General features: G+C 53.0%; 10 protein-coding genes. All 10 read right to left on the reverse strand.

Annotated features, from left to right (window positions below):
• Nucleotides 1-72: 72 nt before the first annotated feature.
• The 10 genes from ACR9FF_RS20100 to ACR9FF_RS20145 all read right to left on the reverse strand — a co-directional run bounded on the left by ACR9FF_RS20100 (nucleotide 73) and on the right by ACR9FF_RS20145 (nucleotide 17804).
• Nucleotides 73-2742, reverse strand: a complete 2670-nt coding sequence (locus ACR9FF_RS20100; protein ID WP_435164117.1) for a discoidin domain-containing protein — start codon at nucleotides 2740-2742, stop codon at nucleotides 73-75.
• Between the two features lie 252 nt (nucleotides 2743-2994).
• Nucleotides 2995-3903 (reverse strand): sugar phosphate isomerase/epimerase family protein, encoded by a 909-nt coding sequence (locus tag ACR9FF_RS20105; RefSeq protein ID WP_435164120.1) that lies wholly within the window; start codon nucleotides 3901-3903, stop codon nucleotides 2995-2997.
• A gap of 19 nt (nucleotides 3904-3922) precedes the next feature.
• Nucleotides 3923-4882 carry a proline dehydrogenase family protein gene (locus ACR9FF_RS20110; RefSeq protein ID WP_435164123.1) on the reverse strand — a complete coding sequence of 320 codons (960 nt, stop codon included), beginning with the start codon at nucleotides 4880-4882 and terminating at the stop codon, nucleotides 3923-3925.
• 80 nt (nucleotides 4883-4962) lie between these two features.
• Nucleotides 4963-5775: an AraC family transcriptional regulator gene (locus ACR9FF_RS20115; RefSeq protein ID WP_435164126.1), complete on the reverse strand. Its 813-nt coding sequence runs from the start codon at nucleotides 5773-5775 to the stop codon at nucleotides 4963-4965.
• A gap of 103 nt (nucleotides 5776-5878) precedes the next feature.
• Nucleotides 5879-10957: an S-layer homology domain-containing protein gene (locus ACR9FF_RS20120; protein ID WP_435164129.1), complete on the reverse strand. Its 5079-nt coding sequence runs from the start codon at nucleotides 10955-10957 to the stop codon at nucleotides 5879-5881.
• Nucleotides 10958-11249: 292 nt separating this feature from the next.
• Complete coding sequence (locus ACR9FF_RS20125) at nucleotides 11250-12356, reverse strand: rhamnogalacturonan acetylesterase (protein ID WP_435164132.1); 1107 nt, start codon at nucleotides 12354-12356, stop codon at nucleotides 11250-11252.
• 16 nt (nucleotides 12357-12372) lie between these two features.
• Nucleotides 12373-13641: a hypothetical protein gene (locus tag ACR9FF_RS20130; protein WP_435164135.1), complete on the reverse strand. Its 1269-nt coding sequence runs from the start codon at nucleotides 13639-13641 to the stop codon at nucleotides 12373-12375.
• Nucleotides 13642-13680: 39 nt separating this feature from the next.
• On the reverse strand, nucleotides 13681-14475 hold the full coding sequence (locus tag ACR9FF_RS20135; RefSeq protein WP_435164138.1) for a polysaccharide deacetylase family protein: 795 nt from the start codon (nucleotides 14473-14475) through the stop codon (nucleotides 13681-13683).
• Between the two features lie 34 nt (nucleotides 14476-14509).
• On the reverse strand, nucleotides 14510-15211 hold the full coding sequence (locus ACR9FF_RS20140) for a YesU family protein (RefSeq protein ID WP_317980079.1): 702 nt from the start codon (nucleotides 15209-15211) through the stop codon (nucleotides 14510-14512).
• 7 nt (nucleotides 15212-15218) lie between these two features.
• Nucleotides 15219-17804 carry a hypothetical protein gene (locus tag ACR9FF_RS20145; RefSeq protein WP_435164141.1) on the reverse strand — a complete coding sequence of 862 codons (2586 nt, stop codon included), beginning with the start codon at nucleotides 17802-17804 and terminating at the stop codon, nucleotides 15219-15221.
• Between the last annotated feature and the right edge of the window lie 81 nt (nucleotides 17805-17885).

A 17885-nucleotide genomic window follows, 5' to 3' on the forward strand; every position in this document is an offset into this window, starting at 1 on the left:
TTATCTTTCCCCAAATGGCACAAGTTATATAGCAGCAAAAAAGAGAGGGTCGCCCCTCTCCTCTTGCAAACCTTATTTCGCAGCCTTATGCACCCAGAACTCCACAATGCTGTTCCAGCCGTTTAATTCATTGCCGTACCCGACATACTTGATGTACTTTGCCTTTACGGGCTTAGGGAACGGGAAATTCTCAATCGCGTTAGGCGATGGTTTGTGACTTTTCTGATGATCGAGTATTTTCTCAAAGCGGACGCCGTCTTCCGATACTTCAATGTCGAAGGTGCTGTACCGCGTGTTGCCGTTGTAGAACAAAATGCTTACCTGGTCGATGTTCTGCGCCTTCGCAAGCTCGACCAGCAAATATTGACCGCTGCCGTCCGCCGACCATCTGGAATCAGGATCGCGGTCCATCGTATTGACCGGCAGATTGCCGTCATTGGCGCTAGCCGTCACTTGGCGGATATCCGCAAGCTTGCCTTCCGGCTCCGTCATTGGTTCCAGTACCGTAAACGTTCTGCTTCCCTTTACCGTTACGCCGTTCATTTTGCTTGTTGCGGTGATGGTGACCGTACCCGGCTGCTTTGCTTTGAATACATGGCCCTTCATGCTTCCGAGCTCCTTGTTATCAACCGAGTATTTCACCTTGACCCCTGCTTGAACGGGATCGATCGTTTCGCCGTTGTTAAGCGTAATCAGCGACTTTAATGTGCCTTCATGCCCGGCGCTGATCGCATCGCTGGTTGTCCTCCAGCCCGGCACGGAACGGTCGGGTGAAAGCGTGATGCTCTTCGGCAGAGCCGGATTTGCCGCGACCCGGAAGGTCACTGTATCATTCTGTGTCCGGCCGTTATTGGTGACATGAATCGTACCGCTGCCGTTCGGACCGGCTGGCTGTTCGATTTGAATGGATGCGCTGCCGGCTAGAGGCGTTGCCTCCAGGGTTGGCGTATTTTTTGTTCCGTAAGGCAGGACGACCGTATACGCGGTTTTCAGAAATTGCACGCCTTCAACCGGTTCCCCGTTCACCAGCACCGAAGCAAGTCCTGCCGTAAGCTGGCTGTTCCGGCGTTCGAATTGATCCTCATAGAGGCTTTGCGGCGATAACCGGTCGCCTTCGCCAATGCCTTCCGCCCAGTCAAACGGCTTCGTGTCGGCTTCCGGAATGGATCCGGTAATTTGTACGTTAACCCCGTTCACCGGACCTTTTGTTCCGATAACATAGCCGTTGCCGAACTGCTCCGATTCGACGATGATCCCATTTTTGCTGCTATGCGCTTTAAGCCCCGTCGTGTTCCAGAACACGCTCTCCGTTGTCACAACGCCATGCCTGTTCGTTGCCGACGAACCGTAATCCCGCGTAATGGCAGAGATGCCGTCGCCGTTTACCGTCATGTTGTCTATCAGATTCGCCATGCTCAAATACATATGAAAGTCCGTCATTAACGAAGAGTTCTCCGAGTATACGTTATGCATGACGTTGCCGTTCGCGGAGAAGTTCGCATACGTGAAGCTATGTCTGGCCCCAATCGCATTGCTGTCCGTAATCAGGTTGTCGTTGCCAATGAATTGATACAAATATCCGTTGCCATTGGCGCCTCGATATTGCGGATATTGCATCGTGACATAGTCGACCGTCATATTTTTGGTCCGGTCAAGAATGATGCCTTTGGATAAAATGTGATAGGTAGCGTTGCCCTCCGGCTTATACGTGCTGATGTTGCGGATCCAGCTGTTCGCGGCTGCTATGACATTGATGGCCTTCGCGTTATCCGTCTCGTAGCCGGCCGTTCCTTCCACCTTATAATCATCCTCGCCAAGACCGCTCTTGGAATTCTGGACGTTGGCAATCGAGAAGTCTTCCAGCCCAATCTCGGTGATTGGCTCTGCCGTCTTCGTAATCGTAATGTTATCTCTTATCTTCAGCGGATAACGGGTAGGAACATCTACCGTCAGCGTATTATGCGCTTCGTCTACCGCGACAATCTGCCGGTAAAAGATGGGCTCCACCTTGCCAAGGCGCGAAGCCCACTTGTTCTGCATCCCCAGCTCCGCCAGAAACTCCTGGGTTGTATCGAAGGTAATCAGAACATAATCGCCAACGGCAAATCCGGCCGCATGATCAACCGGCAGCAGAACGGTAGGCTTGGTGAGCGATTTGCTCAGCTTGGCGGACGTATCCGTCTTCACCCAGTCGCCGCCGCCAATCCGGATAATATCCTTCTGTTTCATATATTCGGAGGCATTGTACAGGAACGTCTTGCCAATTCCCGCTCCTTTGAGCACTACGTTGCTGGCGTTGATGCCAAGCGCATAGGCTTGTCCGGCAGGCGGATTGACCTTATAGGTGCCTTCCGGCAAATAGACAACGCCGCCGCCAGCGGCTGAAGCATCATTGATTGCCTGCTGGATAGCCGAAGTTGCATCGTTTTGCCCCGTGGAATCCGCAAGGTAAGGCGCTTTCGTCACATCGATACTTCCTGTCAGATCGACAGTTGGAAGCGGCGCTTCGCCCCTGTGGTAACCCGCATAGGAAAAGTCATGCAGGAACCTCCCTTCCCCGTCCTCAAACCCCGGATACCAATTGTCCGGGTAGAGCTGGCTTCGCCCGTCCGCTCCAAGCGGAATCGTCCCCGGTGGAACCGCCGTGTCGGCGGCGTAAGCGGCTTGACCCTGCGAACCCGTGATTACCGTGCTCATTAGCAGGCAAGCCGTCAACATGATTAGCAACCATTTTGTCTTCATCCATCAATTCCTCCTCTTCGCGATTCAAAATAGAATTCACATGATAGCGATTACAATAGCTCATCTGCCCTCCTTCCGCATTCAATCCAGCATCCAAATTATAGAATCACTGTGTTCGAAATGGGTATGGGCAAAAGCTGGATTGCGATTGATGATTTGTTCAGCTGATCGGCAAAACGAATTTTTTTATTGATCATTTCTGTAAAAACGGGCACAAAAAAAACGGCCTGCAATAGCAGGCCGTTCTTGTCTTTACCGTATGGCTTGCGGATTGGACGCTTCGGCAACAACTTCATCCCATAATTCCTCGGCGATTTGCTTCAGCAGCAAAGCCTCCTGCCAGCGGTCGGTTGTCTCGACCTCGCGGCCGTTCTCGACCACTCTCGTAATCGCGTAACCTGGAGGACCAAGCTCCGGGATAAAGGAGAGAATGTCGCCAGGCACGGCATTCGCATACCAATTCAACATCCCTTTGCGCCACCAGCGTTTGAAATGCTTAACCATCGGATGGTCGCCGTTAACCATATCCACTTGAACCTGCTCACCATTGGAGATACGGCCATGAATTCCGGCCGTCCGCTGAAGCAGCACGTCAAACTCGGCTTCCGAGCGGTTATGCGTGCCGTCCAGCTCACCGCCAACAACGTAATGGGACAAATCGATAATGAGCTTTAACTGCGGCAAGGCTCTAACGTAATCGGTCGTCCGAAGCAGATCCTGCGTGATTCTTCCCCGGTGGGTTTCGATAAATTGGGGAATGCCCGCTTCCGAAGACGCTTCCAGGAGTCCTTCCAGCAATTGTACGGCTTCCTCGCCAATAACAAAGGCATCCATGACCTGCGAATTGATGTACTGAACCCGGCCGAATTGTTTGGCGGCTTCAAGCGTATCCAGAATGTCCTTTACATTCGCCGGAAAAGCAATCGTGCTGAAGCTGAACCGGTGCTTGTCCAGCAGACGGTGCCACTGCTCATATTCCTGTTCAGACGGCATTGTGGCGCTAATGCCGGTAAAGCCGGCTTCGGCAATCTTCTCGAACTTCTCCTCTATCGTCCATTCCCTGCCGTTCTCGCCAAGGCCGATCATCGCCCACCAGGACTGCTGGATTTCCATTCTTGGCGGACGCGAAGAACCGTCGTTCAGATGAAAGTTAGATGCCATTTACGTACACGCTCCCATACTAGTAGTTGTTGTTCACTCCCTGACCGCTTACCATATCAATAACAGCCTGATACAGGTTAGGCGGATATTCCGCAATCCGGTGACACAAATACAGGTACCACTCTTGGCCGTACGGAACATAAATGCGAATCGGATTCCCCTCGCTTCGCAGCCGTTTAGCCAGCTCCGGACGAATGCCGTACAGCATTTCAAGCTCTGCTTGAGAGCCTGATAACAAGCCTCTCTCCCGTACGGCATTAATAATCGCATCGTCATGGGTAGCAATGGAGACCTGATGGCCTTGACGGATTGCCAATTCGACTAGATTCAAATAACGCTCATTCAGCTCGGGCGACCGTGCAAGCGACAGATGATCCGGTTCTTGATAAGCTCCTTTTACGATACGGATCCGGCCGGGCGAAGTCAGCGACGCCAAATCCGAAGGCGTTCGGTTGAGATGCGCCTGCAAGGTAATGCCGATGCTGGAGTACTCGGCCGCAGCCTGCTTGTAGACGGATAAAATAGGATCCGTTTTCCCCGACTCTTCCATGCTGATGAACAGCTCAATCTCCGTTCCTTCCGCCTGTCTCGCCAGCTCGGTCAAGTTGGCATAAGCAAGCGAAGGGCTTATCATTAACCCGATATGCGACAGATCAAACGATACCCGCCCAGGAAGTCCCGACTGCTTCAATTGCTGAATAAGCGCTTTCATCTCTGCCGCGGCTTGTTCGCACTCCTTGGCATCCGATGTATTCTCACCAATGTATTCGATAGAAAGAGAATAACCCCTTCTCAAAATCTCTTTTCCGGCTTCCAATCCTTCCGGAAGACGATCTCCCGCCACATACCTTAACGCAGCATGACGCAAAATCTGATTGACCTGCGGGTTCTGCTCCACGTAAGCTTTCAAATCCAAACGGCGTGCGATAGATTTTAAGGCTGTTGTTAACTGCTGCTCCAATTCCATATGTTGATTCATGTTGATGATGCCACTCCCTTTTTCCGAATTGCATTCATTTTAAGAGATAAGAGAGTGACCGTATTGTATAAAATTGCTCTCTAGAGCGATAACGCGTACTTCTGCGGCGTAGCTCCGACAATCTTGCTGAACGTGCGGGAGAAATGGCTTTGGTCATAAAAGCCCGCTTCCGCCGCGATATCCGCTATCGCCCGCCGGTTCTTCATAAGCTCCGTCTTGGCGTGATTAATCCGTAGCAGGTTCTGATAAGCATGAGGCGGCAGATGACTCGATTGCTTAAACAACCGGATCAGATGAAATCTGCTGATATCCGTCATCTTCTCCAGTTCGTCCAGAGTAATCTTTTCGGTATAATGCTCATGCAGGTATTCTTTGACCAAATTGACGTATTTACGGTCTTGTCTGGTTCTGCGGCGCTGATGCGCAAAGTCGGAAGCATTCCGGCTGACTACCGCCTCGATAAGCTCGATCAGCGAGGTTTCGATCTCAAGCGGAGATCCTTCACCCGCTAAAGCTTCCATAGTCCGGTTGATGCGGATCCGGCATGCTTTGTTCTTGCCCTCTTCCAGCAGAAAAGGAATATGCAGCCGGTCAAGCTCACGCTGCTTCAGCCCTTGAAGCCAATCCTGCTTGATAAACAGCATTTTATAGCTCCAGTCCGCTCCTTCTTCCGGATGGCAGGCATGAAGCATCATTGGCGGGAAGCTGATCATGCGGCCTTCCTCCACAAGGTGCATCGTTCCGTCACACCATGCGTGGGTCTCCCCGGTATCGATCAGCCCTATGGAATACTCTTCATGGAAATGCTTCTGGTAGGCAAAATCACTCTTCCTGCATCGCTTAGCCTCAAGAAACGGAAGTGCCTGTTCTCGGTAAAAGACGACATCCGGCATACGTATCGAACACCTCCTTTAATCTAGCATTATTATATCAGCCTTTGCGTAGAAAAGGACAATCCGGAAGAATGACTGCTCCCGGATTGTCCTCGCTTAATCTCTAATTCTTGTAAATGTTATACAGCATAACGGCAACTTCCGCTCTTGTTGTTGTCGCCAGAGGAGACAATTGGCTTCCCGACCCTTGAATGATGCCGTTCTTAACAAGGGTAGCGATGCTCTCTGCCGCATACGCGCTTACTTGATCGGAGTCCGCATAACCGCTGATATCAGCAGCTGTACCGTTCATCGCAGACAGCTTTTTAGCCGTAACCAGCGCCTTGGCTGTCAACGTCATCATATCCTGTCTGCTGATGCTTGCGCGCGGATCAAAACGGTTCTCGCCAATGCCGTTCGTAATGCCTAGCTTCTTCGCAATGCCTGCCGCCTGATAGTAATAATCGGTCGTATGGATATCCGCGAAGTTTGAATCTACTTCGGCTGTCAAACCAAGCGTAGATACAAGAAGCTGAATGAAATCTGCTCTCGTAATCGCCGCATTTGGCGAATAGGTTTGGGTCGAAGTCCCTTTGATAATTCCTCTGGATGCCAGAGCTTCAATTTGTGCTTTGGCCCAAGGTACGGCAGCCAGGTCATTAAAGGTCTTGTGCACGAACGCAACGGCATACTTGCTGAAATGCGCCGTTGTAAATACCATAACGCCAGCTGCCGGATCGTAATAGCCGCTTGGCACAGACTCTGTCGTGCCGTCTTCCTTCACGTACAGGATGACGAGATGATCCAGATTTTCGCCTGCCGTAGGCGTGTATGGAATGGTTACAAGAACTTGAACATGGTCATTATGGAAGCCAAGCGGCTTGCCGTCCGCCAGCAAATGAATATCAACAGCCGGCTTTCCTTCCGCCAGAGAGCTTGAAGGCCCAATATGAAGGGTTACGTTTTGGGCGGAACCAAGCTGCGCGGACGTAAACATGCCTGCCGGAAGCATTACGCTGCCAAATGGCGTTTTTACCCGAATCTCTTGCGATTCTTCGAGTTGTCCGAGCATGCCGGCCGGAATTTGCTGCTCATACGCTTCCGCTCCTGCCACTTTCGGCAGTTCAATCTCGACTACTTTTCTGCCGTCCCGCAGTACCGGGGCAAGCGCGAAGGCTTTCGCCAGGTCGTCGCTTGTTACGGAACCTTTCACAACTTTGGTAGACGAATCCATCACTCCGTTCACCGTAAGCCTTGCCAGATCCGTTGTAACGACTGGCGTCAGCCCGGTTGAGGAGCTGGAATTACTGCCGCTGCCGGAATTGTTTTGGCTCGATTTGGCCGGTACAATCACCGCAATGGAAGCCGTGTCCGCTGTCGTGTTATCCGCCGTTCTTGTTACGCGAAGCACCAGATTAACCGTTGTTTCTGCTGCCGGCGGCGTAATAACGCCGTCCGTTCCGATCACTTCGTTATCCGAGGACAAGATGGCAACGGAATAACCTGCAGGCACTCCAGGCAGCGTCAGCGTTGTGGCATCCTTGGCTGGAGCCGTAATCGCCGTAATACCGTCCGCGATTTCTTTCACCGTGCGGGCAATCGTAACATTTTGCACGGTGGACAAGGCCGACTCCGTGCCGGTTCCGTCAATCACGCCAACCTTGTAGAAATAGGTATGCTCCGAAGGAAGGCTGCTGTCGGTGTAAGTGCCGGCCGTACCGCTGTACACTTTCGTAAAAATGCTGTCTTCGCTGTCCGAACGGTACAGGTTATAACCAAGCGCACCGGTCGTTTTGTTCCAGGCAAGCTTCACGCTGGTCGAAGATGCCGCTGTTGCCGTAAGGCCCATTGTTGCATCGGCAGCTGGCGTCAAATCCGGATCGACAATCATAATCCAGCTGATCATCGGGTCCTGCGCAGCCGTATTTCTAACCGTAATTTTGAGCGAGCCGTTCGTAATATTCACGCCTGTAAATGCCATTGTATTGCTTGGTGTAAACGTAACGGCGCCTTTCAATTCATCATTCAGGAGCAAGTTTGCTTTTCTGCTCGTATTCGTCCACGGATCGTTAAAGCCCAAATACACATCATACGAACCATTCTCCAAGGAGAACTGATAAGCAAGGTCCGTACCCTTCGGAGAGTTGGATACGTTGCCGCCGTTCAAGTAACGAACCGTTGAGAAAATATCCCCGTCAGCCGAACCGGATGGCATCGAATCTGCGCCAAGATAACCCCAAGGCGAAGCATCGGCTGCATTATAAGCCTGCTCGATCACCGTTTTGTTCGCCAATGTATCCTGCATGTAAGAAGCGAGCAGCTTGTAATCGGATGTCGCGTAACCGCCTGCGTTTACGAAATACAGCGCGTTGTCCGGCACGACGTACATCTTGACGCTCTGCACCTTGTTGTAATACTCCGGCAGCGTCATTTGAACCGTTATTGGACCAGGCTTCGCGAAGTCCGCTGCCGTAAGGGCATGAGAATTAATAGACCAGGATACGGGAGTCGATACGGTTCCCGTTTTGCCCAAGACGTCAACCTGGCTTGGCAAGCTAGGCACTTCCCCCAGCTTAACCGCTTCAGGGAACTTGGTGGTTACGTTCACTTGACCCATTGCATTCAGCAGGTCCGGTGTCCAGCTCGCATACCATTTAATCGCAATATCCGTTCCCATTCCGAACTCGATTGGCAGAAATACATATTTAGCGCCGTCATTGGCAAAGTTGCCGCCGTTCCAAATATCGCCTACGTAAATAAATTTACCGTTCTCCGGATCAACCGGAATCACATACGTCGATTGCGTATTAAAAGCTTTCGTCGGGTCCGGGTCGCTGGCTGACGTACGGACGAACGGATCCTGCATCGGAGCCCATGGTCCAAAAATATGATCCGCTACCGTATATTTGTTCTGGTTGGCAGACCAGCCTGTAGCGCCGGAAGTAATTAAATAATAATGGCCGTTATATTTGAACATCGCTGGTGCCTCGCGCTGGGCTCCAGGGAATACCCGCACATAGTCAACGCCGTTTACGGCTTTGTACGAAGCATCGCGGACAGCGTTTCCGTTCTCGTCCACGTTGCCGTCTTTATGCCAGCCGGTTACATCGAGATAATCCGGCATCAGCTTGGAGATGTAGATCGTCAGGTTCTCTTCGCTCGAATAAATCAAGTACGCGGTACCGTCATCATCCTTGAAGAGATTCATATCCCTTGCCATACCCGGGTTGCCCGGCTGGTAGTCGATCTCCCCGGCAGGTGCCTGATCCATCCGGTAGCTTCGCTGGTAGACGAACGGTCCGGTTGGCGAATCGCTTACGGCCACGCCCGCTTGAGCTTTGCCGTAATTGGCGCTGTTATTGTAAGGATCCTTATCTCCGTCGATATGGGCCCACATGACGTATTTCTTCGTTTCATCGTTGTATATGACTTTCGGACGTTCAACGATTCGTCCTTTACGGATATCCGCCCATATGTTAACGGTATCCGTTCTGCCTTCATACAGCTTGGAGATCAGAGGGTCATTCGTGAAATCATCCATCGAATTGATTAACGTAAGAGCCATGCCCTCGTCTTTCCAGTTCATGAGGTCCGTAGAAGAGTATACCCGGACGCCTGCAGCCGGCCATCCGCCTTTGTGGTATTCCCCATACCAGTAATACTTCTTCGTTTTCTCGTCGTACATCATGCCTGCACCGTGAGCGTCAATCGGATTGCCGGTTGTATCTGCCCATAGTGCGCCCGGAGTTAAGGATGTACGAACCGCGCTCACTCCAAGCAAATCGGATACGGCGGAGGAAACGCCGTCTACGACTGCGCTAATGGTATAGAAGTAACCCGTGCCCTGCGTTAATCCGGTATTGGTGAAGGTTGTATCCGTACCGTTGTACACTTCGGCAAAGGTTCCCGTAGCACTCGCTGCTCTCTTGACGGAATAAGCAACGGCTGTTCCCGGCAATGCATCCCAGGTCAGCGTGACCGAGGAATCCGTTGCGGACGCGGCCTTGAAGTTAGCCGGTGCGTCAAATGCATAGGTCGTTGCTTGAACCGATGCAGGCGCCGATTCGCCAAAGGCATTGTACGCCGTAATCTGGTACTTATATGCTTTGTCGGCTGTCAGGCCTGTAGCCTGGAAGCTTAATGAGGTCCCGTCGTAAATGTTCTCATAAGACGTACCGCCATTCGAAGACTGGTACACCTTGTAGCCGGTTGCCTTGGCAACGGCAGCCCAGCTCAGATTGATTTTCGAAGAGTTAACCGCCGTAGCGGTCTGACTGGCTGGCGCAGCCGGCGCTACCCCTACGGTCTTCACGGTAAATTCCGGCGACCACTGGGACTCGGTAAGCCCCCCGTACAAATAAGCGATCTTGTAGTAATAATCCGTATCCGAGCTCAAACCTGTGTCCGAATAGCTGGTTGCAGCAGTGTTGCCCACATAACTGTAACCGCTTCCGGAAGTTGTGGAACGGTATACGTTGTAGCTGCTTGCTCCGTTTACCGCATCCCATTTCAAGGAAACGGAGGAGCTGGTCTTCTCATCCGATTGAATGACGGTTGAATTGGCTGCCGGGATATCCGCAACCATAACGTCATCCACTTGAACCGACTGCCATTTATTGCGGATGCCGATCTTCCCGCTCGCAAACGTTGTATCAACTGCGTCAAACAGAAGCTTATCCTTTCCGTTCTCCACAATATAAGCTTTGATTGAGCTGCCGATAAGCATAAGCTTCAGCGTATACCAGGTATTTTTGCTCAGCGTATAAGCGGTGGAGCCTTTAATCGTGGCATCCGTATTATTGACCCGCTTGGTCAGAGTAAGCCCGGTTGCAGCCTGCATCTGGAAATAGTAAAAGTTTTTATAGTCTTGGACGCGGGCCAATATGCCCGGATAAGCACCGCCGGCTCCCGTATAGAACCGCATGGATACCGTGGAATCCGTCCAGTTATCTCCCGTCGTAATAATGCCTTCGCCCGTATCGGTCTGGCTAAGCACTTTATTGCTTGCGTCAGCCGGATCGGCCGTTACCGCCCATGTACCGGAAGTAACCGTCCACTCCGGATCAACTGAATAATCCCCATCCGTAAAATGATCTTGAAAATCGATAGCCGATGCTGCCGACACCTTGGGAATCGGCGTAAAGTTAAACAAGGAAACACCTAATGACAGCAGTAAAAGCCAAACAATCGGTTTTTTCCGCACTTTCTTTTCGCTCCTTTAAATAGATTAGAGTACGATCAAACGCGGATGATACTGGCAAAGCCTGCGAGCTCCCCCCTTGTTTCGGAAACCGGTTTCATGAAACCCGTTTCATGATAGGCATAAAAATATGAAATCCAGCGGGACTTCTCCAAACAAAAAAGAAGAAAGCGGTTTCATTGCCCCAATTGTACTGTTTTCCCCATCAATTGGCAACCAACTTTCTTCTTAACTCCAGTCGTTTTTCGAGATATTTTTGTCAAAACTTGTTGAATTTCAAAAATTTCAAATCCTGTTACCTTAAATAAAGCATGAGGGGCTGCAGCTTCAGCGCCTTTAACTCCTCGTAGACCAGTCTCGCGATCTCGATTCCGCCAAGCTGCTGGAAATGCGTATTATCCTCCGTGCCGTCCGGGAAGTTCATAAATTCCCCGGGGGCCAGCCACATGAACAGCTTCTTGGTCTCTTCCGGGCCTAGTGCTTCGAATAAGGCTTTGCTAGCCTTCGCCAAATCGATTAACGGTACTTCCTCTTCGGCTGCCAGCTCCCTGACCGCCGTCAAATAATCCCCGTGTGTATCCCGGAGCGTTCCGTCCTCCTCATAGAAGCGGCGCTGCACGGAACTGACCAGAACCGGAATCGCCTTCCGCTCCCTCGCCCCGTCGATATAGGTCTTCAGAGTCTGCTTGTAAGTGGTAAAAGGTTCCGTATAACGCTCTTCGTCAAACTTCTGGTCGTTATGGCCGAACTGAATAAGCAAATAATCGTATGGCTTTACGCGGCTCCAGATTTGATCCAGCACGCCTTCGCTGATGAAGCTTTTGGAGCTGCGGCCGGATAAGGCATAATTCGCTACGGCCGCGTCCTGCTTCACGAACATCGGAAGCATCTGTCCCCAGCCCGCGTACGGATAACCGTCATCCGGCTGGTCCGTCACCGTCGAATCTCCCGCTAAGAATATCGTACAGGCTTGCGGCGCCGGCTCCACCTCCATCGCGTTAATGCGAGGCGCAAGCCCGGAGAATGAGAGCTTTAGCTGCCCGCCGGTTACCCATACCGAAAAGCTGATCCGGGAGAAGCTGCCCGGAGCTGTCCGCTGCTTATGCACCATTAGGCGTCCCTGACCGGCTTTGATCGTTGTTTCGGTCTCCGCGATTTCATCGCCCAGCAGGACAGAGACGCGGTAAATGCCGTCCTCTGCATCGAGCAAAAAAGCCGTATCGAGCGGGATGCAGAAATCTCTGCGCAAGGCTCCCGGTTCGCCGCGGTCCTTCGCATTTATCCGGTCCGTCCGGGTAAAGCCGTATCCCGTAAAGGAATCATAGACGGATTGCGGCGTAATCTTCGTATAGCCCTCGGCCGGGGTGCCTGTGCCAAAATCAAATCGATAGTTTCGCGTCATTTCGTTTCTAGCTCCTCTACTTTATTTCTCCGCCGGGATACAAGGTTGAGCTGGACAGCCGTTTGGGCTGCGGCAGCGGAGAATCGGTTACGCATTCGCTCAGCTTCACTTGCTTGCTGGAATAAATGGAGGCCATGTCATTCGAATAAATAATGACCTGCTCCGTTCCGCTCCCCCATAAGTCCGCGTGGACGGCATACCCTTCGGAAGGGAATTGTACCACCGGATTCATAGACCCATCGTACAGGGTTGGGAATATACCGCCTCCGCGCCGGTAAGCCAGAATATAGTCCGGCGCATCCTCCGTCCAGCCCCTTAACGGTTCAATAATGGTCAGCCAGCCCGGCGTCTTCCGGTCTTCCTTCCACAGCTCCTTGCCTTCGCTGTCCAGCAGGAACAAAGCGTCCTTGCCGACCAGGCCTTTGCCGTCATCCTCCCGGACAAGCCGGTCCAGCCCGGCGATCTGCAGACCCGGAAGATCGGTCCGGAACCGGCCCAGCGCGATATGCTGCGATTCAACGGACCCCTCATAACGCCACAGCTCCTTGCCATGCCGGTCGTACATAACCGTTACGCTGCCGCCGATGACAAGCTCGGGCTCCCCGTCCCCGTTCACATCGCCTACCCAGATGCAGTCGGCGTGATCGTCCAGATCATGACAGCTCCACAGCAGCTTGCCGTCATGATCGAGCAGATCGTAGCCGGCCATGACCTCATCCCTTCCGTCGCCATCCAGATCGTAGACCCACGGGAAGTGGCCCGGATTCCCCTCATGCGTCCATAACAGCTTGAACTCACGGTCCAGCGCCCACAGACGGTGATAACGGTCCTTCAAGATAAGATCGCCGGCAAACGTGCCACCTGTAAGATTTGCGACAATGATACAGTCGTGGGCATGCGGATCAGGCAGCTCATGGGTTGATCGAACCGAGCCGTCTTGCCCGTTAAGAATATGCAGCCGGTCATCCATGACGCACAGCACCTCTAGCCTGCCATCCCCGTCGATATCCGCAATTTGCGCCGGATAATCCGAGCCATGGCGTCCCGCTCCGGGATCGGGCTTGCCGGTCTGCCACAGCAGATGGCCCTCCAGATCATAAGCGGTCAGACATTGCACCTGATGGGGAATATATCGGACATCCTGACGGTTATCCGGCTGTACCAGCAGCAGCTCCATCCGGCCGTCGCCGTTCAGGTCGCCAAGCAGCACTTTGCAGTTTGCCCCCGCCGCTTGCAGATCTATGGTGCTTAACAAATAAGGCTCCTTAGTGGATACGGATGACATCCTCTTGCCTCCCAACAATATTAGATTCCATAACGCTAACTACAACGCAATCTGCTGTCCGCCCTTCACTTCCACCGTCTCGGCGTCAACCTTTAGCCACACGCTGATGGCGGAAGGATTATAGACAACGCTGAGGTCAGCCGCAAACTTCAGCCCTTCGAAAGCTTTCGCGTAATCCACCAGCTCCATATTCGTGCAATACCAGATCGCCGGATTACCGCCGATGAATTGTCCGAACTGCTCCATCAGCTCCCAATTATTGTCGCTGTCGAATTCGTAGCTGTGGCCCCACACATACATCAGGTACAAATATTGCGATTTTTGAAGTCCGGCGAATTCCTCCGCATGCTTCATCAGATCCCGGTTATGATGGCAGGTTGGCTGCCACTCGTACCAGTCATCCGGCATGCCGTAATGTCCCGTGCTGGGAACAACACGCGCATATTCGATGCCAAGACCGGGCAGCAGCTCCTTGATTCTTTTGTTATAGGATCCGTTCGGGTAAGACATTCCACGGACTGTGTAGCCAACAATACGCTCCAGATTACGCCGGTCCTCCATGACCTCGTATACGATCTGCTCATTCGGGCACCGGGCAATCGTCGGGTGAGTCAACGTATGAGCCGATACTTCATGCCCGGCATACAGCGTCCTGACTTCGCCCGCCCCAATCCGGTCGTTTGTTCCAAGCAGACCGGAATTAAGATGAAATGTGCCCTTCAGCCCGTACCGGTTAAAAATATCGACCAGACGCCGGTCGGCGAACCGCCCGTCATCGTAGCTAAGCGTGAGCGCCTTATGCCTTCCTTCCGGGAAACACATCACAATCGCCATTGCTTTAACCTCCCGCTTCTATCGCATGTTTCCCTTACGGGGCATACACCTGCAAATTTCCGTATTCCGCGATAAGCGGTGCCATCTGGCGGAAGCCCAGCTTGCCTTTCCCAAGCAGCGGCCCCCAAGTGGTGCCGTCATCCTTAAAACTGAATAACAATAGATCATTTACGGCAAATTGCACATACGGCCCTTGCTTGAGCAGCTGCATCCGATATGGCCCCTCCGCATCGGCCGCATCCGGGATCGGATCCGCGCCTTGCGCAACGAGGTGGAAGCCGTAGCTTTTCCGCAAATTGCAGGTATGGAAGCTTCTTTCCTCCGCGTGGCGCCTGCGGAAATAGGACACATGGAACGCGTTAATATCTCCGTGATGATACTGGTCATAAATGCCGCTGCGACCGGCTAACCCGGAATCAAATAAATCCTGTCCTTCTATTCCCGCCGCGCAAAAAAATAGAATAGCCAGCCCCGGCTCGCGGACCGGCCAGAAATCCCACGTGACTACGAAATCCGGCGGGAATTGCTCCGGGCACCAGAACACCAGATTGGCTGCTTGTCCCTCTTCGGGGTCACGCGTGCTTTCAAGGCGCATGCGCCCCATCGGGAAGGTGACGGCTGCATCCCCTTCCATCCGGAAATCCGATACGTCCTCAGACGAGCAGAGCGGGTTATTATAAATCATTCTCCATCCTGCCGGAATCAGCATGCTTCTTGCCGTCGTTGCTGTTGTCATCGTCAAGTCAACTCCTTAGAGATTGCTCCCGAAGCTTAGGCAGATGTTCTGCGATCAGTTCCAGGGCGATAATCGTATTCAGCGACCATTGGGCTGCTTCATTCGTATTTATCCAGTCGATTTCCTGCAGAACGTCAAGGTGAGCAACCGTCGCGGCCTCCTCCTGAAGATTCACGGCCGCAAACGGATTGCCAAGCAAAATGTCCCAGCATTGCCGGGCCGTTGCTTCATCCTTCCTGTAATAAGCGCCGTAAGCAACAATCGCCGCGCTGAGCACCGGATGCTCGAAGCGCGTTGTGCTGATATGGCCCTTCGTCAGCTTATCCTTCTCTTCCTGCGTCTTGTTGTAATAAACGCCAAGCTCCGCGAGCATCTCTTCCCATTCCGGATCCTTCAGCATGCCGGCCAGCTCGAACCATACCTGCGGTCCGCCCATGCAAATCGCCAGATGACGGCCCCAGTTATCGTCGCCCATAGGCGTCAAGACACCGGTCTTTGGATCATAGCCATAGGTGGGGCCGGAGATAAGGCGGTAATTGGCGCCTTTTATACTGTTAATGCCGACCAATATTTTGTCCCGGTAAGCCGCACTCTCGTAACGCTCCCATTGCGTCATCCAGTTCGAGCTGAAGGCTGCCCAGTCGGGACCTACCCGGATGTGGGTCGGATGCTCGTCTTTCGGGAAGTAATACCGCATCGGATCAAGGTTAACGGTTGTAAAATCCGAATCCTTCGTTTCGTTCATCATATCCCCGATCCGCTCATCCGCCGTCAGATAATAAAAGTAACGGTGAAGGCCGGCCATGCCGATTCTCGCCTCCTTGCAGCCGCAGCCCCAATGGACGACGTTATGGCGCGAGCCAAGACCGGCATATTCGCCGAAATGATAGACGTCTACCTCGCTTGTATGCCTGGTCATCGCTTCCGCCATCCGGAAGATGTCTTCCCGGCCCGTTCGAAGAAACATGATCCACAGCCACATGTTGGGCGCAAGCTCCGTGTTCTGCCAAGCGCAGCCGCCTAGATCATAATTCCAGACATGCCGAACCGGATCGTAGCTGTGCATGTAATCGCCGTAATCCCACAATCCGTACCATTTGCGCTGCTCGACTTCCTTCCGGTAAAAGGCAATAATGCCGTCCAGCCTCGCTTCAAGCTGCCGCTTTTCTTCGGTCGAATGATCCGGCAGGCTCCATATTCCGAAAGCTCGTGCTTCATGGTAATAGAATGGCTCGCATACAAGCAGGGTCGGATGATCCGTTTCCTGCCGCATGAACTCCAGGAGCTCCGGCCCCGGCGTTTCCTCCGTACACCAAAGCATCAGTTCATTCGTATTGGCGATACCGTATGGCGTTGCGCGCAGCTCCTCCGCCCCTTCATAGGACGATTCCACATGGGTTTTCGTATCGTAATGCCTCATATCCATCGGCTCGCCTTCCGGCGTCCATAACCATGCGGTAAACGATGCCTCGTCCCCCGCAGCTCCATGAACCTCAAAGCCCGAAGGATGCTTTCTCCAGAAATGGCGCAGCCCGCAGGCAAGTCCGCCCCCTTCGCTGCCAACGAATGCAAGTCCGCCCGCCCGGTGGCCATCCGTGACCTTTACCCAGCTGCAGCCTTCGCCGGTTCTTTTCCAGATCCGGTAATGCTCGGACGACTGCTGCATAAGCTTGAAGCCGTCCCATGTCGCCGAATCATCCAGCAAGCCAAGGAAATACGCGTCATCCGAAGGATCGAAGCCGACTTTTGCCCCAGCAGTCTGCCGTTCGAACAGCTCACGGTACTTCCCTTTTGTTCTCCGGGTATGAAGGGTTTTCGGAGATTCCGCGAATAGTCCGTTGTCTCCCGAGAAACGGATATGACGGTTATATTGCTCGCCTCTCATGGGAACGGCAAAGCGAACGCCAAGTCCCTTAATAAAATCCTCGTTCGGGTTGCCGTCGTAAAAAAACGTATGCACAATCCGGATCGTCTCAAGACCCGCATACAGGTAGAGTCTCATGGAAAAAGGAAGCCATTCCCGCGAACCGGCGGCTGCGCGGTGCCTGCCGTCGATTTTTACAACCGCGCGCACGGGACCCTCCTGCTCAATAGTTAACCGGTGTACCCGGCTTTCAAACGGTTCCTGCCGGAACGTCCGGACGCCGGATACTTCGCTTGCGCTCTCCCTTATGCAAACAAGCTCTCCGCCGCTGCATAGCTCTACTCCATTCCGGGCAATCCCGCGCAGCCAGCTGCTGCCCTGCTTGCCAAGCGTACAGACGATGACACCGGTATCCAGTCGAACCTCATCATCCGTCTCCGTCACTTTAACCGTTAAAGGGGCAGCTGCTGCTTCCCCTTTCGTCAAGCTGTAAGCTTCCGGACCGCTGTCAGCGCTTACCGCTGCGTGAGCGGACCATTTTACGCTGCCGTCCGGCCAATAGGCGGTCGCCCAGTGCTGCATCGGCACGGGCACGCCCAAGCTGGTTGTAAGGCTCAAAGCCTCGTCCCGCCCAAGCTCGCCTTCCTTCCACGGAATTCCCCACGTCATCCCGACCGGCATTATACTCTGATTTGACGATAAGCTGTGCAACTGAATTTTAGCCGCCATTTGCACTCATCTCCTTTGTCGTTTGGCCACATTGTAGAAGCTGGCGGATTAACGCTCAATGAGACAATATTGCGGAAGGGC

Origin of the sequence: Paenibacillus glycanilyticus (genome assembly GCF_051200795.1) — a bacterium.
In the GTDB taxonomy this organism is placed as follows: Bacteria; Bacillota; Bacilli; order Paenibacillales; family Paenibacillaceae; genus Pristimantibacillus; species Pristimantibacillus glycanilyticus.